Source organism: Micromonospora yangpuensis (assembly GCF_900091615.1).
GTDB lineage: Bacteria > Actinomycetota > Actinomycetes > Mycobacteriales > Micromonosporaceae > Micromonospora > Micromonospora yangpuensis.
The window spans coordinates 4,489,519-4,507,431 of sequence record NZ_FMIA01000002.1 but is presented as its reverse complement, the minus strand read 5'-3'; the positions used below and the strand labels follow the sequence as shown (position 1 = coordinate 4,507,431).

General features: G+C 73.8%; 13 protein-coding genes. 10 read left to right on the top strand and 3 right to left on the bottom strand.

Features of this window, described 5'->3' with window-relative positions:
- Positions 1–32: 32 nt before the first annotated feature.
- Complete coding sequence (locus tag GA0070617_RS20290; protein ID WP_091441001.1) at positions 33–1,586, top strand: anthranilate synthase component I; 1,554 nt, start codon at positions 33–35, stop codon at positions 1,584–1,586.
- The gene (locus GA0070617_RS20285; RefSeq protein WP_091440998.1) at positions 1,583–2,239 is read left to right on the top strand and encodes a Trp biosynthesis-associated membrane protein; all 657 of its coding nucleotides are present in this window, start codon (positions 1,583–1,585) and stop codon (positions 2,237–2,239) included. The genes GA0070617_RS20290 and GA0070617_RS20285 overlap by 4 nt, the downstream gene beginning before the upstream one ends.
- A gap of 120 nt (positions 2,240–2,359) precedes the next feature.
- Here GA0070617_RS20285 and GA0070617_RS20280 read toward each other — a convergent pair whose 3' ends face one another.
- The gene (locus GA0070617_RS20280; RefSeq protein ID WP_091440996.1) at positions 2,360–2,623 is read right to left on the bottom strand and encodes a hypothetical protein; all 264 of its coding nucleotides are present in this window, start codon (positions 2,621–2,623) and stop codon (positions 2,360–2,362) included.
- 493 nt (positions 2,624–3,116) lie between these two features.
- On the opposite strand from GA0070617_RS20280, the gene trpC reads away from it, so the two are divergent.
- The 5 genes from trpC (at position 3,117) to GA0070617_RS20255 (ending at position 8,646) form a co-directional block, all read left to right on the top strand.
- On the top strand, positions 3,117–3,920 hold the full coding sequence (trpC, locus tag GA0070617_RS20275) for an indole-3-glycerol phosphate synthase TrpC (RefSeq protein WP_175440793.1): 804 nt from the start codon (positions 3,117–3,119) through the stop codon (positions 3,918–3,920).
- Positions 3,921–3,994: 74 nt separating this feature from the next.
- Positions 3,995–5,257, top strand: a complete 1,263-nt coding sequence (gene trpB, locus GA0070617_RS20270) for a tryptophan synthase subunit beta (protein WP_091440989.1) — start codon at positions 3,995–3,997, stop codon at positions 5,255–5,257.
- Positions 5,254–6,066: a tryptophan synthase subunit alpha gene (gene trpA / locus GA0070617_RS20265; RefSeq protein WP_091440986.1), complete on the top strand. Its 813-nt coding sequence runs from the start codon at positions 5,254–5,256 to the stop codon at positions 6,064–6,066. Before trpB ends, trpA begins: the two co-directional genes overlap by 4 nt.
- Before the next feature lie 184 nt (positions 6,067–6,250).
- Positions 6,251–7,450: a prolipoprotein diacylglyceryl transferase gene (gene lgt, locus GA0070617_RS20260; RefSeq protein WP_091440982.1), complete on the top strand. Its 1,200-nt coding sequence runs from the start codon at positions 6,251–6,253 to the stop codon at positions 7,448–7,450.
- Between the two features lie 17 nt (positions 7,451–7,467).
- Positions 7,468–8,646: an FAD-dependent oxidoreductase gene (locus GA0070617_RS20255; protein ID WP_091440979.1), complete on the top strand. Its 1,179-nt coding sequence runs from the start codon at positions 7,468–7,470 to the stop codon at positions 8,644–8,646.
- Positions 8,647–8,748: 102 nt separating this feature from the next.
- On the opposite strand, the gene GA0070617_RS20250 is transcribed toward GA0070617_RS20255, so the two are convergent.
- Positions 8,749–9,594 carry a GNAT family N-acetyltransferase gene (locus GA0070617_RS20250; RefSeq protein ID WP_091440978.1) on the bottom strand — a complete coding sequence of 282 codons (846 nt, stop codon included), beginning with the start codon at positions 9,592–9,594 and terminating at the stop codon, positions 8,749–8,751.
- Between the two features lie 146 nt (positions 9,595–9,740).
- On the opposite strand from GA0070617_RS20250, the gene gltB reads away from it, so the two are divergent.
- Together gltB and GA0070617_RS20240 are read left to right on the top strand one after the other, a co-directional pair.
- A complete protein-coding gene (gene gltB, locus GA0070617_RS20245) occupies positions 9,741–14,426 on the top strand; it encodes a glutamate synthase large subunit (RefSeq protein ID WP_091440975.1) in 4,686 nt (1,561 codons plus the stop codon).
- Positions 14,419–15,954 carry a glutamate synthase subunit beta gene (locus tag GA0070617_RS20240; protein ID WP_091440972.1) on the top strand — a complete coding sequence of 512 codons (1,536 nt, stop codon included), beginning with the start codon at positions 14,419–14,421 and terminating at the stop codon, positions 15,952–15,954. Before gltB ends, GA0070617_RS20240 begins: the two co-directional genes overlap by 8 nt.
- A gap of 179 nt (positions 15,955–16,133) precedes the next feature.
- Here the strand turns inward: GA0070617_RS20240 and GA0070617_RS20235 are convergent, their stop codons facing one another.
- Entirely contained in the window at positions 16,134–16,748 is a 615-nt protein-coding gene (locus GA0070617_RS20235) for a pyridoxamine 5'-phosphate oxidase family protein (RefSeq protein ID WP_091440969.1), read from the bottom strand.
- A gap of 179 nt (positions 16,749–16,927) precedes the next feature.
- Between GA0070617_RS20235 and GA0070617_RS20230 the strand changes: the two genes are divergently transcribed.
- Positions 16,928–17,728: an SGNH/GDSL hydrolase family protein gene (locus GA0070617_RS20230; RefSeq protein ID WP_091440965.1), complete on the top strand. Its 801-nt coding sequence runs from the start codon at positions 16,928–16,930 to the stop codon at positions 17,726–17,728.
- Positions 17,729–17,913: the final 185 nt, after the last annotated feature.

Sequence of the window (17,913 nt, the reverse complement as noted above, 5' to 3'; positions counted from 1 at the left end):
CCGTCGGGCACCGTACCGCAGGGGGGTGGCTCGTGACCGACGGTGCGGTCAGTCCCGATCTGGCCACCTTCACCGGGCTGGCCCGGCGCTGGCGGGTCGTCCCGGTCACCCGGCGGCTGCTCGCCGACGCCGAGACCCCGGTCGGGGTCTACCGCAAGCTCGCCGGTGGACCGGGCACGTTCCTGCTGGAGTCGGCCGAGCAGGGCGTCGGCACCGCCGGCACGGCCTGGTCGCGGTACTCCTTCATCGGCGTACGCAGCAGCGCCACCCTGGTCGAACGCGACGGCGTCGCGGTCTGGACCGGCCAACCGCCGGCCGGACTGCCCACCGAGGGCGACCCGGTGGCGGTGCTGCGTGCCACGGTCGAGGCGCTCGCCGGGCCGGCCTGGGACCCGGACAGCGGCATGCCGCCGCTGACCGGAGGCATGGTCGGCTACCTCGGGTACGACCTGATCCGGCGCTTCGAGCGCCTCCCCGAGCTGACCCGCGACGACCTGGGCCTGCCGGAGCTCGGCATGCTGCTCGCCACCGACCTGGTGGTGCTGGACCACTACGAGGGCTCGGCGATCCTGGTCGCCAACGCGATCCTGCCACCGCCGGGCGCCGCCGACCGCGAGGCCGAGGTGGACGCGGCGTACCACCACGCGGTGGGCCGGCTCGACGCGATGACCACCGCGCTGTCCCGCCCCATCCCGCCGATGATCTCCACGGTCGAGCGCCGGCCGGCCGGTGAGGTGGTCGGCCGTACCCCGGTCGGTGGGTACCCGAAGGCGGTGGAGACGGCCAAGGAGGCGATCCGGGCCGGCGAGTGCTTCCAGATCGTGCTGTCGCAGCGCTTCGAGCGGACCACCCACGCCGACCCGCTGGACGTCTACCGGGTACTGCGCACCACCAACCCCAGCCCGTACATGTACCTGCTGCGCTTCGACGGGTTCGACGTCGTCGGCTCCTCGCCGGAGGCCCACGTCAAGGTGAGCGTCGGCGCCGACGGGCAGCGGCGGGCGCTGCTGCACCCGATCGCCGGCACCCGCCCCCGGGGCGGGACCCCGGCGGACGACGCCCGCCTGGCCGCGGAGCTGCTCGGGGACCCGAAGGAACGGGCCGAGCACGTCATGCTGGTCGACCTGGGCCGGAACGACCTGGGTCGGGTCTGCCTGCCGGGCACCGTCGAGGTGCCCGAGTTCGCCACCATCGAGCGGTACAGCCACGTGATGCACATCGTCTCGACCGTGGTCGGCACCCTGCGTCCGGACCGCACCGCCTTCGACGCGCTGGCCGCGACGTTCCCCGCCGGCACCCTCTCCGGTGCGCCGAAGGTCCGCGCGATGGAGATCATCGAGGCGTTGGAACCGGTCCGGCGGGGCCTGTACGGCGGTACCGTCGGTTACTTCGGCTTCGGCGGCGACCTGGACATGGCGATCGCCATCCGGACCGCGCTGATCCGCGACGGCCGGGCCTACGTCCAGGCCGGGGCCGGGGTGGTCGCCGACTCCGACCCGGCCGCCGAGGACCAGGAGACCCGGAACAAGGCCGCCGCTGTACTGGCCGCCATCGCCGCCGCCGAGACCCTCCGGCCGGCCCGGTGACCGCCCCCGACCCGGCCGCGGGGCGTGGACGGCGTGAGCTGACGTACGCGGTGCTGCTCTGTCTGGCCGGGGCGGGTCTGGCGCTCTGGGCGGCGACCCGGACCTGGTCGGTGGAGCTGACCGTCCGGCCGGTGCCGTTGCCGCCGGTACGCCAGGACCGGGCCGGCGCGGGCCTGCTGCCGTGGTTGCCGGCGCTGGCCCTGGTGGCGTTGGCCGGTGGCGGCGCGGTGCTGGCCACCCGGGGCCGCCTCCGGCGGTGGCTGGGGGTGCTGCTGACCGGTCTCGGGCTGGCGGTGGCGGCCGGCGGCGGCTACGGCCTGCTGGCCGCCGGGGGCGGCTACGGACTGGTGGCCGGGTTCGACGGCGAGGCGAACCGGCAGTGGCCGGTGCTCTGCCTGGTCGGCGGGTTGCTCACCGCACTGGGTGGCGTCTCGACCGCGCTGCGGGGGGCCGGCTGGCCGGCGATGGGCGCCCGCTACGAACGCCCGGTCCGCCCGACGCCCACCGGCCCAGGTGTCCCGACCGGCCCGGACGCCCCGGGTCCGGGCGTCCCGACCGGCCCGGTGACCGACGCGGGCAGCCCGGTCACCGGTCGGCGCACCGTCGAGGCGTGGGACGCGCTCGACCGTGGCGAGGATCCGACGCTGCACTGACGGTGAGGCTGGCCCGGTCGGTCCGTCGGACCGGTGTGCCGTCCGGTTCCGGTGGGGCGGCGGGGCGGCCGGGGCCGGCGGACCGGCTGGGCGGCGGGCCGGTCGGGACCGGTGGGGCGCTCAGCCGACCCGCTGCCGGTCGCGGGCGGCGGCGTGGGCGTGGGCGACGGCCAGTTCGGCGACCAGGCGGTCGAGTTCGGCGCGCTGGTCGGCACGGGCCCGATCGGCGCAGACCGCCTCCCAGGCGTTGCCCCGGGCGGTCCGCACCCGGGCCTCACCGACCACGGCCCGCTCCAGGGTGTGCACCATGCCGACGGCCAGGGACGCGACGGTCCGGGAGACGGTGGTCAGTCCGATGGTCGGGTGGGGCTTCTCCGCGCTCATCTCCACACTCCGCACGAGGATCGTTCCGACGTGGGCAGGCCCGTGGTCGAGTCTGCCGTGAACCGATGCTGCCGGGCGCGGGTTTCGCCACGGTGACCGGCGGGTCAACTGTCCGCCCGGACCAACGGCACGGCCAGGGCCGTACTTCCTTGATCCTCGTCACAACATCGATGTGCATCCTTGTGCTGCGGGTTGGTCGTCGACCGGCGATGATGGAACCGCGATGGGTGGTGGTCGATGACGCAACGCTCGCGGATGTCCGGCGTGGATGACGGTGGTCGATGGTCGCGGTGGCGCAGGGTGACCCGGCGTTCACCGGAGGTCGGCCATTATGCCCCAGCCCGTCTCGTGAGCAGCGCCATACCCCCGCCAGCCGTCGCCAGGTGGCGCCGCCTAGCATCGGCCCATGACGCCCGGAGAGGGGAGTCCGTTGGTGACTGCTGAGCATGCGCACGCGGAGGGTGACCAGCCCGGTCCGGCGGCGCCCGCAAACGTGCTCGACGAGATTCTGGCCGGGGTTCGCGAGGACGTCGCCCACCGGCAGGAGCAGGTTCCGCTGGAGCGGATCCGGGAGCTGGCCGCCGCCGCGCCGCCGCCGTTGGACGCGTACGCCGCCCTGCGTCGGCCCGGGGTCGCGGTGATCGCCGAGGTCAAGCGTTCCTCGCCGTCGCGGGGGCAACTGGCCGAGATCGCCGACCCGGCCGAGCTGGCCGGCGAGTACGCCGCGGGTGGGGCGCGGGCGATCAGTGTGCTGACCGAGGGCCGCTGGTTCGGTGGTTCCCTCGACGACCTGGCCGCGGTGCGGGCCTCCGTCGGCGTGCCGGTGCTGCGCAAGGACTTCGTGGTCTCCAGCTACCAGGTGCACGAGGCCCGGGCCCACGGCGCGGACCTGGTGTTGCTGATCGTGGCCGCGCTGGAGCAGAACGCGCTGGTCGGCCTGCTGGAGCGGATCGAGTCGTTGGGCATGACCGCGCTGGTCGAGGTGCACGACGAGGAGGAGGCCGACCGGGCCCTGGAGGCCGGCGCGCAGGTGATCGGGGTCAACGCCCGTGACCTGCGTACCCTGCAGGTGGACCGGTCGGTGTTCGAGCGGATCGCCCCCGGCCTGCCGAGTAGCGTGGTCAAGATCGCCGAGTCCGGGGTCCGCGGCCCGCACGACCTCATCCGGTACGCCTCGGCGGGCGCCGACGCGGTCCTGGTCGGCGAGGGCCTGGTCACCCAGAAGAGCCCCCGCGAGGCGGTGGCCGAGCTGGTCAACGCCGGCAACCATCCGGCCACGCCCCGGCCGGTGCGCTGACCGGCACCGGTCCCGCTCTCACCGGTCGTTTCGCCACCACCGGTCGTTCCGCCACCACCGAGAGGATCACAGCGATGAGCGCCGACGCGCTGGCCGCCGCGGCCGGCCCGAGCCCCGATCCGGGGGCGCAACCCGACACCGCCGGTCACTTCGGCCGGTTCGGTGGGCGGTTCGTGCCCGAGGCCCTGGTGGCGGCCCTGGACGAGCTGGACCAGGCGTGGCGCACGGCGGTTGCCGACGAGGGCTTCCGGGCGGAGTTCGGCGCCCTGCTGCGCGACTACGCCGGCACCCCCTCGCTGCTGTACCCCGCCGAGCGCTTCTCCGCGAAGGTCGGCGCGAAGGTGCTGCTCAAGCGGGAGGACCTCAACCACACCGGGGCGCACAAGGTGCGCAACGTGCTCGGCCAGGCGCTGCTGACCAGGCGGATGGGCAAACGGCGGGTGATCGCCGAGACCGGCGCCGGTCAGCACGGTGTCGCCACGGCCACCGCGGCTGCCCTGTTCGACCTGGAGTGCGTCGTCTACATGGGCGAGGTCGACACCGAGCGGCAGGCGTTGAACGTGGCGCGGATGCGGATGCTCGGTGCCACCGTCGTACCGGTCACCACCGGCTCGCGCACCCTCAAGGACGCGATGAACGAGGCGATGCGGGACTGGGTCGCCAACGTCGACGACACCCACTACCTGATCGGCACCGCCGCCGGGCCACACCCGTTCCCGGCCATGGTGCGCGACTTCGTCCGGGGCATCGGTGACGAGGCCCGCCAGCAGTGCCTCGACCTGACCGGTGCGCTGCCGGACGCGGTCGCCGCCTGTGTCGGCGGCGGCTCCAACGCCCTGGGCATCTTCCACGCCTTCGTCGGTGACTCCGCCGTGCGGTTGTACGGCTTCGAGGCCGGCGGCGAGGGGGTGGAGAGCGGCCGGCACGCGGCCAGCATCACCGGCGGCAGCTCCGGCGTGCTGCACGGTGCCCGCACCTACGTGCTGCAGAACGCCGACGGGCAGACCATCGAGTCGCACTCGATCTCCGCCGGGCTGGACTACCCGGGCATCGGGCCGGAGCACGCCTGGCTGCACGACTCCGGGCGGGCGACGTACCTGCCGGTGACCGACGCCGAGGCGATGGCCGCGTTCGAGCTGCTCTGCCGTACCGAGGGGATCATCCCGGCGATCGAGAGCGCGCATGCCCTCGCCGGCACCCTGCGGATCGCTCCGAAGCTCGCGGCGGAGCTGGGCCGGGAGCCCACCATCGTGATCAACCTCTCCGGCCGGGGTGACAAGGACGTGCACACCGCCGGCGAGTACTTCGGCATCCTCGATCAGGAGGCGGTGGCGTGAGCCGGATAGGGGTTGCGTTCGACAAGGCCCGCGCCGACGGGCGGGCGGTGCTCGTCGGTTGCATGCCGGCCGGGTTCCCGACCGTCGAGGGCAGCATCGCGGCGATGACCGCGATGGTGGAGGCCGGCGTCGACGTCATCGAGGTGGAGATCCCGTACTCCGATCCGGTGATGGACGGGCCGGTGATCCAGAAGGCAAGCGACATCGCCCTGGCCGGCGGCGTCCGGACCACCGACACGCTGCGCATCATCGAGGCGGTCGCGGCCACCGGCGCGCCGGTGGTGACGATGACCTACTGGAACCCGATCGAGCAGTACGGCGTGGAGGCCTTCGCCCGGGACCTCGCCGCGGCCGGCGGCACCGGCCTGATCACCCCGGACCTCATTCCCGACGAGGCCGACGAGTGGTTGGCCGCCTCGGACGCCCACCAGCTCGACCGGACCTTCCTGGTCTCGCCCTCGTCCACCGACGCCCGGCTGGCGATGACCGTCGAGCACTGCCGGGGCTTCGTCTACGCCACCGCGGTCATGGGGGTCACCGGCGCCCGGTCGCGTACCTCCGACGCCGCGCCGACGCTGGTCTCCCGGGTCCGTGCGGTCACCGACCTGCCGGTCGGGGTCGGCTTGGGCGTGGGCACCGGCGCGCAGGCCGGCACGGTCGCCGGGTACGCCGACGGGGTGATCGTCGGCAGCGCCCTGATCCGCTGCCTGCTGGACGCCCCGGATTCCGCCAGCGGCCTGGCCGCCCTACGCACCCTGTCGACAGAGTTGGCCCAAGGCACCCGTACCCCCACCCGCCAACCCGCCTGACCCCCTCCGCCCCGCCCTCCTGACCCTCCCTGCCCCGCCCTGCCTGCCCCGCCCTCATCCTGCCCGGGGCTGCCCGGGGGTGGTGGGTGAGAGGGGTGACCTTCTCTACCGGATGCGTTAAGAGGGGGCCCTTCCTTACACCGGGGTGCCGGGGGAAGGGAGGGCAGCGGTAGCGTGTGCACCCGTGACTCTCGTCTCGTTGTCTCCCCAGGCGGCCCTGCCCAGCCCCAGCACCGCGGTCTGGCAGCTCGGTCCGGTGCCGCTGCGGGCGTACGCGCTCTTCATCATCCTGGGCATCGTGGTGGCCTGCTGGGTCACCGAGCGGCGGTTGCGGCAGCGTGGGGTGGCTCCCGGCGCGGTGCTGGACATCGCGGTGTACGCGGTGCCGGCCGGCATCGTCGGGGCCCGGATCTACCACGTGATCACCTCTCCGGAGAAGTACTTCGGCACCGGGGGTGAGCCGATCAAGGCGTTCTTCGTCTGGGAGGGTGGCCTGGGCATCTGGGGTGCGGTGGCCGGCGGGGCGGTCGGCGCCTGGTTCGCCGCCCGGCAGCTCGGCATCCCGCTGACCGTGGTGGCCGACGCGCTCGCCCCGGGCCTGCCGTTGGCGCAGGCCATCGGCCGGCTGGGCAACTGGTTCAACAACGAGTTGTACGGCGGCCGGACCACCCTGCCGTGGGGGTTGGAGATCCACCGGATGGATCCGCAGAACCCGGGTCGGGCGCTGCGCGACGATGCCGGTCAACCGATCCTCGAACCGGGCCTCTACCACCCGACCTTCGCCTACGAGGCGCTCTGGAACCTCGGCGTCGTCGCGCTGGTCCTGCTGCTCGACCGGCGACTGCGGCTGGGCCGGGGCCGGGCCTTCGCGGTGTACGTGATGGGTTACACCGTCGGCCGGTTCTGGATCGAGCTGATGCGCACCGACGACGCCAACACGATCCTCGGCCTGCGGCTCAACGTCTGGACCTCCGCGTTGGTCTTCCTCGGCGCGTTGATCTACTTCGTCCGGGTACGCGGCCCGCGGGAGTTCCTGATCCCGATCGGTGTCGCCGCGGCGCCCGGCCCGGTCGGTGCCGGTGGGGACGTCTCCCAGGTGGACCTCTCGGCGCGGGAAGCCGGTGCCGCGGCCGCCGCCCCACAGGGCTACCGGGTGGTCGACGAGCAACAGTTCCGCGCGTACCAGGAGACCGGTGCGGTTCCCGACGAGAAGTCCGGGCAGCCGGCGGCCGAGGCGGCCCCGACCGATCCGGACGACCCGGACGACCCGACGGGTCCCGGTGACGCGTCCGGCGTGGCCGGGACCCAGGTGACCGGTACCGAGGCGGACGGAACGGCCCCCGCCAAGGGCGGCACCGGTCCGCGCACCGAACGCGACAGCTGAGCGGGGGAGCGGCGGCGATGCGCAGCGCGGTGGTCGTCGGGGCCGGACTCGGCGGCCTCGCGGTGGCCGGCGCGTTGTCCGGCTCCGGCTGGCAGGTGACCCTCCTGGAACGGGCCGACCGGGTCCGCCCGGAGCCGACGGCCGTCGTGCTCTGGCCGAACGGGGTACGCGCGCTGCGGGCGCTCGGTCTCGACGCCGCCCTCGCGGCGATCTCGACCCCGCTGCCCGACGGTGGGGTCCGTCGGCCGGACGGGCAGTGGCTGGTGCAGCCCCGTCCGGCGTCGGCGGAGCGGACGCCGCTGGTCGCGCACCGGGAGGACCTGTACGACGCGTTGATCGCCGCCCTCGGTGACCGGGTGGACCTGCGGACCGGGGTGACGATCCGCTCGGTGCGGGCCGAGCCGGGCGAGCGGCCGGTGGTCGGCGACGGGCGGCAGACGTTCACCGCGGATCTGGTGGTCGCCGCGGACGGCACGGACAGCGTGCTCCGTCGGCAGCTCGCACCCGCCACCGGTGTGGTCAGCTCGGGCTGCGTCACCTGGGCGGCGGTGGTCCCCTGGTACCAGGTGCCACCGGCGGTGGCGGACCGTCCGGCCGGTGGCGAGGTGCTCGGGGCCGGCTACCGTTTCGTGTCGGCGCCACTGGGCCGGCACTCCTCGACCGGGCGGGGCGGCGTCCACTGGATCGCCACGGCGGCCGGAGCACCCCGGCCGGAGCCGCCGGAGACCCAGCTCACCCTGCTGCGGCGCTGGTACGCCGGCTGGCCCGAGCCGGTCGCCGGGCTGCTCGCCGCCACCGATCCGGCGGCCCTGGTCCAGCGCGAGATCCGTGAACTGCGCCCGCTGCCACGCACGTACGCCTTCCCCGCCGGGCCGGGCGGGGTGGTCCTGCTCGGCGACGCCGCGCACGCCATGCCCCCGCACCTGGGTCAGGGGGCGTGTCTGGCCTTCGAGGACGCGGCCACCCTGCAGAGCCTGGCCCGGGAGCTCAGCCTCCCGGACACGCTCACCGCGTACGACCGGGCCCGTCGGTCCCGGGCGGCGACGGTGGTGCGGCAGACCCGCCGGATGTCGGCGGTGCTGCAGACCCGGGGCCGGCTCGCGTTGCGGGCCCGGGACGCCGCCCTCGGTGCGGTCACCCCCCGGTTGCTGGGCCGGGCCGCCACGGTGGCGGAGCGGTGGCGTCCACCACAGTGACCCCCGGGTGGTCCTCCCGGCGTGACCTGCCGGACGGTGCGGTAGCCGTCCGGTATCGCGCCGGCAACCGTGCCGCGTGCGGCGGCGTCGGCGGGCTCGGGGTCAGCCGACCAGGGCGGCGGGTTCGGCCAGGCAGGCGGTGCCGATCCGGCGGAACCCGACCCGTAGGTAGATCCGGGCGACCTCCGGAGCGCCGGCGCTGAGGAAGATCAGCTCGGTGCCGGCGGCCCGCAGCGCGTCGGCCAGGGTCGCGGTCACCGCCGCCCCCAGGCCCCGTCGGCGGGCCGAGGGCAGGGTGGCCACCCCGGCGATCTCGGCCACGTCCCCGACCCGCATGGCGATCCCGCTGGCCAGTGCCCCCTGGCCGGGGACCTCCGCGAGCGCGGACAACCGCCGTCCGTCGGCGACCCGGACCGCCTCCTCGTCCAGGGCGGCCACCTCCAGCTCGATCCGCGCGGCCTCCCGCTCGGCCGGCCCGGCCGGGCCCGGGGCCGTCCCGGTGGCCGCGAAGCCCACCGCGGCCACCGCCCGGCGGGTGGCCACGTCGGCGGCGAAGTCCGGTGCCGTGGGCGTCAACAACCGCACCGGTACGTCGCTGAGCGTGCCCGGATCGGGCAGTGCCGCCGGGTCGAGCACCATCAGCGGGGCCTCCAGCACGTCCAGCCCCGCCGAGCGGGCCACCGCGAGCAGGTCGGGATGCTGCTCGTGCACCCACTCGAAGGCCTCGGGCAGCCCCAGGGCGCGCTGCCGCTGGCGTACGCTGGTGATGTCGGCCAGCGACGCCGGCTCGGTGGCACCGGGTCGGGGCCGCGCGTAGAACGGCCACCCTGGGCCTTCCCGGACAAAGAGCACCAGGCCGCCATGCTCCTCGGCACGGGCGGCATCCCGGGGCACCGCGTCGTAGAAGGATTCAAGGCGGTCGAAGAGTGCGGCGGGTACGGAATCCACCGCGCGAGACTACCTGTCCCACGTACTGGAAGTGTGATCAATCTGCACTGGCCTTGCGCGGCAGCCCCTAACGTAGACTCAATAGACCCCGCAGGGCCGACGTCGTCCCGACCGTGATCAGCACCTGAGTGACGACAGGAGACCCGGTGGTTTTCCCGTACCCTCTCGACCCGCCGCGCCCCGCCACCTCGGCCGGGCTGTACGACCCTGCCCAGGAGCACGACGCGTGCGGTGTGGCCTTCGTGGCGGACCTGCACGGCCGACGCTCCCACCAGGTCGTCGCCGGCGGTCTCGGTGCGCTCTGCCGGCTCGACCACCGGGGTGCCCGGGGCGCGGAGCCGAACACCGGCGACGGCGCCGGGATCATGATCCAGGTGCCGGACGCCTACCTGCGTGAGGTGGTCGACTTCCCGCTGCCGCCCGCCGGCGAGTACGTCACCGGGTTGGTCTTCCTGCCCGACGACGACGCGGCCGAGGCCCAGGCCCGCCGGGTGGTCGACAAGTACGCCCTGGTCGAGGGGGCCGACCTGCTCGGTTGGCGGGACGTCCCGACCAACCCCGAGGGGTTGGGTGAGACCGCCCGGACGGCGATGCCCCGGGTCCGGCAGGTCTTCCTCGCCGCGCACCGGCTGACCGGCTCCCCGGGTGGCCCGGCGGGTTCGCCGTTGTCCGGCATCGACCTCGACCGGGTGGCGTTCTGCCTGCGCAAGCAGGTCGAGCGGGAGACCGCCGAGCGGGGCGTGCCGGCGTACTTCCCGTCGCTGTCCGGCCGGACGATGGTCTTCAAGGGCATGCTCACCCCGGACCAGCTGCCGGAGTTCTTCCCCGACCTGACCGACGAGCGGGTCACCAGCGCGATCGCCCTGGTGCACTCCCGGTTCTCCACCAACACCTTCCCGTCCTGGCCGCTGGCGCACCCGTACCGGCTGATCGCGCACAACGGCGAGATCAACACCATCCGGGGCAACCGCAACTGGATGCAGGCCCGCGAGGCGCTGCTGCGCAGCCCGAACATTCCGGGCAACATCCGCCGGCTCTTCCCGGTCTGCACCCCCGCCGCCAGCGACTCGGCCAACTTCGACGAGGTGCTGGAGCTGCTGCACCTGGCCGGCCGGAGCCTGCCGCACGCGGTGCTGATGATGATCCCGGAGGCCTGGGAGAACGATCCGGACATGCGGCCGGACAAGCGGGCCTTCTACCGCTTCCACGCCAGCCTGATGGAGCCGTGGGACGGGCCGGCCTCGGTCGCCTTCACCGACGGTGAGATCGTCGGCGCGGTGCTGGACCGCAACGGGCTGCGCCCGGGCCGCTGGTGGCGTACCAGCGACGGGCTGGTGGTGCTGGGCAGCGAGGCGGGCGTGCTCGACCTCGACCCGGCCACCTTGGTCGCCAAGGGGCGGCTGCAGCCCGGCCGGATGTTCCTGGTCGACACGGTCAACGGGCGGATCGTCCAGGACTCCGAGATCAAGGCCGAGCTGGCCGCCGCCGAGCCGTACGCCGACTGGCTGCACGCCGGCCTGATCGAGCTGGACGACCTGCCCGCCCGCGAGCACACCGTCTTCACCCACGACTCGGTGCGGCGTCGGCAGCAGACCTTCGGCTACACCGAGGAGGAGCGCAAGATCCTCTTGGCGCCGATGGCGCGTACCGGTGCCGAGCCGATCGGCTCGATGGGCACCGACACCCCGATCGCCGCCCTGTCGCAGCGGCCCCGGCTGCTCTACGACTACTTCCACCAGCTCTTCGCCCAGGTCACCAACCCGCCGCTGGACGCCATCCGGGAGGAGCTGGTGACCAGTCTGGCCTCGACCATCGGGCCGGAGGGCAACCTGCTCGACCCCTCCCCGGCGAGCTGCCGGCAGATCGTGCTGCCGCACCCGGTGATCGACAACGACGAGCTGGCCAAGATCCTCTCCATCGACGAGGACGGCGACCTGCCCGGCTTCAAGGCCGTCCGGGTCTCCGGCCTGTACCGGGTCCGCGACGGCGGTCCGGGGATCCGGGCCCGGCTCACCGAGATCTGCCGGCACGTCTCCGAGGCCATCGAGGACGGGGTACGCATCCTGGTGCTCAGCGACCGGGACTCCAACTCCCGGTTGGCCCCGATCCCGTCGCTGCTGCTCACCGCCGCCGTCCACCAGCACCTGGTCCGGGAGCAGACCCGGACCCAGGTCGCGTTGATCGTCGAGTCCGGCGACTGCCGCGAGGTGCACCACGCCGCCGTGCTGATCGGGTACGGCGCGGCGGCGGTCAACCCGTACCTGGCCTTCGAGTCGGTGGAGGACATGATCTCCACCGGCGCGTTGCCGGGGGTCGAGCCGCGCACGGCGGTCCGCAACTACGTCAAGGCGCTCGGCAAGGGTGTCCTGAAGATCATGTCGAAGATGGGCATCTCGACCGTCTCCTCGTACTGCGGGGCGCAGGTCTTCGAGGCCGTCGGCCTGGACGGCCGGCTGGTCGACCGCTACTTCCGGGGCACCCCGAGCACCATCGGCGGGATCGGGCTGGCCGAGATCCACACCGAGGTCGCCGCCCGGCACTCGCGCGCCTGGCCGGCGCCGGGCGTCGAGGCGCCCACCCGGCTCCAGGTCGGCGGCGAGTACCAGTGGCGCCGCGAGGGCGAGCTGCACCTGTTCAACCCGGAGACGGTCTTCCTGCTCCAGCACGCCACCCGCAGCCGCCAGTACGACGTGTTCCGCCAGTACACCACCAAGGTCGACGAGCTGGCCGCGCACACCGGCTCGCTGCGTGGGCTGTTCAGCCTCCGGACCGGCGTCCGCCCGGCGGTGCCGATCGAGGAGGTCGAGCCGGCCAGCGAGATCGTCAAGCGGTTCGCCACCGGCGCCATGTCGTACGGGTCGATCTCGGCCGAGGCGCACGAGAGCCTGGCCGTGGCGATGAACCGCCTCGGCGGCAAGTCCAACACCGGCGAGGGCGGCGAGGACGTCGACCGGCTGCACGACCCGGCCCGGCGCAGCGCGGTCAAGCAGATCGCCAGCGGCCGGTTCGGGGTGACCAGCGAGTACCTGGTGAACGCCGACGACCTGCAGATCAAGATGGCCCAGGGTGCCAAGCCCGGCGAGGGTGGGCAGCTGCCCGGCAACAAGGTGTGGCCGTGGATCGCCCGGACCCGGCACGCCACCCCCGGCGTCGGCCTGATCTCCCCGCCGCCGCACCACGACATCTACTCGATCGAGGACCTCGCCCAGCTCGTGCACGACCTCAAGTGCGTCAACCCGGCCGCCCGGGTGCACGTCAAGCTGGTCAGCGAGGTCGGCGTCGGCACCGTCGCGGCGGGCGTGGCCAAGCTCAAGGCCGACGTCATCCTGATCTCCGGGCACGACGGCGGCACCGGCGCGTCCCCACTCAACTCCCTCAAGCACGCCGGCACCCCGTGGGAGCTGGGCCTGGCCGAGGCACAGCAGACGCTGCTGCTCAACAAGCTGCGCGACCGGGTCACCGTGCAGGTCGACGGCCAGCTCAAGACCGGCCGGGACGTGCTGGTCGCGGCGTTGCTCGGGGCCGAGGAGTTCGGCTTCGCCACCGCACCGCTGATCGTCGCCGGCTGCGTGATGATGCGCGTCTGCCACCTGGACACCTGCCCGGTCGGCATCGCCACCCAGAACCCGGTGCTGCGGGAACGCTTCACCGGCAAGCCCGAGTTCGTGGAGAACTTCTTCCTCTTCCTCGCCGAGGAGGTCCGGGGTTACCTGGCGGAGCTGGGCCTGCGCAGCATCGACGAGGCGATCGGCCGGACCGAGCTGCTCGACGTCGCCCCGGCGGTGGACCACTGGAAGGCCAAGGGCCTGGACCTGGGCCGCGTACTGCACCTGCCGGAGCTGCCCGAGGGGGCCTCCCGCCGGGGGATCCGCGCCCAGGACCACGGCCTGGCACTGGCCATGGACAACGAGCTGATCGCGCTGGCGCAGCCGGCGCTCACCGACCGGCAGCCGGTCCGGGTCGAGGTGGCGGTGCGCAACGAGCACCGCAGCGTCGGCGCGATGCTCGGCGGCGAGGTGACCCGCCGCTTCGGCGGGGCCGGCCTGCCCACCGACACCATCGAGTTCGTGCTGCGCGGCACCGCCGGGCAGTCCTTCGGCGCGTTCCTGCCCAGCGGGGTCACCCTGCGGCTGCACGGCGACGCCAACGACTACGTCGGCAAGGGCCTCAGCGGCGGGCGGCTCGTCGTCCGCCCGGACGCCGCCGCGCCGTTCGTCGCCGGCACGGCCGGGCCGGGGGAGCGGGCCGAGGACCAGATCATCGCCGGCAACACCATCCTGTACGGGGCCACCGCCGGCGAGCTGTTCCTGCGTGGCCGGGTGGGCGAGCGGTTCGCGGTGCGCAACTCCGGTGCCGTGGCGGTGGTCGAGGGGGTCGGTGACCACGGCTGCGAGTACATGACCGGCGGCACCGTGGTGGTGCTCGGCGCGACCGGCCGCAACTTCGCCGCCGGCATGTCCGGTGGCACCGCGTACGTCTGGCGGTTGGATCGTCGCCGGGTCAACGCCGAGCTGGTCGACCTGGCCCCGCTGCGCGACGCCGAACGCACCGAGCTGCACGAGCTGGTCCAGCGGCACTTCGCCGAGACCGACTCGGCGGTCGCCGAGGAGTTGCTCAAGCGCTGGCCGGAGGCGGTGGAGGAGTTCACCGCCGTGGTACCCCGGGACTACCGCCGGGTGATGGAGATCATGCAGGCCGCCGAAGCCGCCGGCCAGAACGTCGACGACGCGGTGATGAGCGCGCTGGCGGCGACAGCTGCCCCGGCGGCGCCGTCCGACGCGTCCGTACCGCCCGCGTCGCCGGCGGTGGCCCAGGAGGTGGCTCGTGCCTGACCCGAACGGTTTCCTGCGCTACGACCGGCGGCTGCCGGCCCGCCGCCCGGTGCCGGTGCGGATCAGTGACTGGCGTGAGGTGTACCCGCCGGCCGGCGCGGAGCTGATCCGCGAGCAGGCCACCCGCTGCATGGACTGCGGCATCCCGTTCTGCCACGAGGGGTGCCCGCTGGGCAACCGCATCCCGGACTGGAACGACCTGGTCCGTACCGACGCCTGGGACGCGGCGGTGGACTCGCTGCACGCCACCAACAACTTCCCGGAGTTCACCGGGCGACTCTGCCCGGCGCCCTGCGAGGCCGCCTGCGTGCTGGGTATCGGTGGTGGTGAGCCGGTGACCATCAAGCAGGTCGAGGTGGAGATCGCCAACGCGGCGGTCGAGCGGGGCCTGCTCGCCCCGCAGCCGGTGCCGGCCCCGACCGGCCGTCGGGTCGCCGTGGTCGGCTCCGGACCGGCCGGCCTGGCCGCCGCCCAGCAACTGGTCCGCGCCGGCCACGCCGTCACCGTCTTCGAGCGTGACGACGCCCTCGGTGGGCTGCTGCGCTACGGCATCCCCGACTTCAAGCTGGAGAAGGAACACATCGACCGGCGGCTGGCCCAGCTCGCCGCCGAGGGCGTGCAGTTCCGCACCGGGGTCGAGGTCGGCGTGGACGTCACCGCCCGGCAGTTGCGCGCCGAGTACGACGCGGTGCTGCTGGCCTGCGGCGCGCTCGCCGGCCGGGACACCCCGGCGACGCCGGGACGGGCGCTGCGGGGCGTACACCAGGCGATGTCGCACCTGGTCGCGGCCAACCGGGTGGTCGCCGCCGCGGGCGGCGGCGGTTCGGCGACGGCCGCCGGTGGCGGCAGACCGGCCACCGCGGTGCTGCCCGACGGCACCCCGATCGACGCCGCCGGTAAGCACGTCGTGATCATCGGCGGTGGTGACACCGCCGCCGACTGCCTCGGTGTCGCCCACCGGCAGGGCGCGGCCGGGGTGTACCAGCTCGACCTCTACCCGGAGCCGCCGAGCGCCCGGGACGCCGCCCGCGACCCCTGGCCGACCTGGCCGTGGGTGCTGCGCAGCTACCCGGCGCACGAGGAGGGCGGCGAGCGGGTCTTCGCCGCGGCCGTGCAGGAGTTCGTCGACGACGGCACCGGCCAGGTCCGGGCGGTCCGGATCGCCGAGGTGACCGTGGAGAAGCGCGCCGGCCAGCGCATCGTCACCCCGGTACCCGGCTCCGAGCGGGAGCTGCCGGCGGACCTGGTGCTGCTGGCGATCGGCTTCGAGGGCACCGAACGGCAGCCGCTGCTGCAACAGTTCGGGGTGACCCGCAACGCCCGGGGCGCCCTCGATGCCCGGCCGGACTGGCAGACCGCCGCCGACGGGGTCTTCGTCGCCGGTGACATGCACCGGGGCGCGTCCCTGATCGTCTGGGCCATCGCCGAGGGGCGGGCGGCAGCCGCCGCCATCCACGCCCACCTCGGCGGGCACGGTCGGCTGCCGGCTCCGGTCGACCCGGCCGCCCAGCCGCTGGCCGCCCGCTGACCGGCACCCACCCGCGACCTACGGACCCGCTCCGCCGGTGACCACCGGCGGAGCGGGTCCGCGCCCGTCACACCTCACCCGGCCGGCCGGGACGGCTCGCCGGCCGGTCGGGACGGTTGTCCGGCGGGTCGGGACGGTTGTCCGGCGGGTCGGGACGGTTGTCCGGCGGGCGGGGTGGGCTACCCGGCGGCTGGGGACGGCTGCCCGGCCGGTGGGGTGGGTGGCAACGGCAGGGGCAGGCCGGGCAGGCCGTCGATGCTGGTCCCGACGTGCTCCTTGGCGGTGAAGTAGGCGTCCAGCGACTCGTCGTCCTCCCGGCCGAAGCGCCGTGCGTGCAGGTCGCGGTCGGCCTGGTAGGTCATCAGCGGTACGGCGTACCCGCAGGTGTCGCGGATCAGCTCGGCGTGCACCACGATGATCGCCCGGTGCCCGTGCCGGGCGGGGTCGATGTGCGGGAAGTGGGCGAGCAGGTCCGGCCAGCGTGGATCGTCGCGGAACACCGGCTCGCCCCGACCGTGGATCCGGACGATGTTCGGCGGGCCGTCGAAGGCGCACCACATCAGCGTGATCCGGCCGTTCTCCCGCAGGTGGGCGACGGTCTCGGCGTTGCTGCCGGCGAAGTCCAGGTAGGCGACGGTGTGTTCGTCGAGGACGGCGAACGAGCCGGCCAGCCCCTTGGGGGACAGGTTGACTGTGCCGTCGGCGGCCAGTGGCGCGGTCGCGGTGAAGAAGATCGGCTGCGCCTCGACGAAGGCGCGCAGCCGCCCGCTGATGCTGTCGTACGTCTTGCCCATGACACTCCCCGTGGTCTCCGGACGCGGACCGGTGGGCCCGCCACCTCAGACATCATCCCAGGTCGGCTATTCCCTCGATGGAAATGTTTCGATAGCATTACCGCTCGGTAACCACCGACCCCTTCGGCCACGCGCGCGGCTTCGAGGATCCACCACCCCCTGTCCGTGGAGGTCCGTCCATGCCCCACCGCCCGCTGGCCCGCGCCCTCACCGCGCTGGTAGCCCTGCTCACCGCCGTCGTCGGCGCGTTCCTCGTCCCCGGCACCGCCCAGGCAGCCGCGGCCGTCAACTACGTAGCCCTCGGCGACTCGTACTCCTCCGGGGTGGGCGCCGGCCCGTACGACCTCTCCGGCTGTCTGCGCAGCCAGAAGTCGTACGCCCCGCTCTGGGCCGCCGCCAACTCGGTGGACAGCTTCACGTTCCCCGCCTGCGGCGGCGCGGTCACCGACGACGTGCTCAGCAAGCAGGTCAACTCACTGAGCACCAGCACCACCCTGGTGACCATCACCATCGGCGGCAACGACGCCGGATTCGTCGACGTCATCACCAGCTGCCGGTTCGGCAGCACCTCGTCCTGCACCAGCGCCGTCGACGGGGCGAAGGCCTTCATCACCGGCACGCTGCCCGCCCGACTGGACCGCACCTACGCCGCCATCAAACAGCGGTCCCCGAACGCCCGGCTGATCGTGCTCGGCTACCCGCGACTGTTCGAGACCGGCTCCTGCGGGCTGCTGGCGATGAGCACCTACAAGCGCACCATCCTCAACGAGGCCGCCGACGTCCTGGCCTCGGTCACCGCCGCGCGGGCCGCCGCCGCCGGAGCCACCTTCGCCGACACCCGCCCCCAGTTCACCGGGCACGGCGTCTGCGCGGCCGACCCGTGGATCCGGGACGTCACCGGGGTCATCGAGGCGTACCACCCGAACGCCGCCGGCTACCGCGACGGCTACCTGCGCGCCCTCACCACCGTCACCGGCTAGGCACGTGTAAGGAAGGGCCCCTTGTTAACGCCTTCGGTAGAGAAGGGCACCCCTCTCACCGCCGGGTCGTTAACAAGGGGCCCTTCCTTACCTGGGGCGTGGGGTGGGGTCCCTTGCGGACTGGGCGGGTCCGCGTCGGTCCGTTAGGGTTCGCGGGGGACCGGACCACAAGCGACGTGGGGAGC

What these genes read in the sequence shown, in the direction of transcription:
- trpB (WP_091440989.1), top strand. Translation starts at nt 3,995, where the DNA reads ATGAGCGCCGACGCGCTGGCCGCCGCGGCCGGCCCGAGCCCCGATCCG.
- GA0070617_RS20255 (WP_091440979.1), top strand. Translation starts at nt 7,468, where the DNA reads ATGCGCAGCGCGGTGGTCGTCGGGGCCGGACTCGGCGGCCTCGCGGTG.
- GA0070617_RS20235 (WP_091440969.1), bottom strand. Translation starts at nt 16,748, where the DNA reads ATGGGCAAGACGTACGACAGCATCAGCGGGCGGCTGCGCGCCTTCGTC.
- GA0070617_RS20280 (WP_091440996.1), bottom strand. Translation starts at nt 2,623, where the DNA reads ATGAGCGCGGAGAAGCCCCACCCGACCATCGGACTGACCACCGTCTCC.
- GA0070617_RS20230 (WP_091440965.1), top strand. Translation starts at nt 16,928, where the DNA reads ATGCCCCACCGCCCGCTGGCCCGCGCCCTCACCGCGCTGGTAGCCCTG.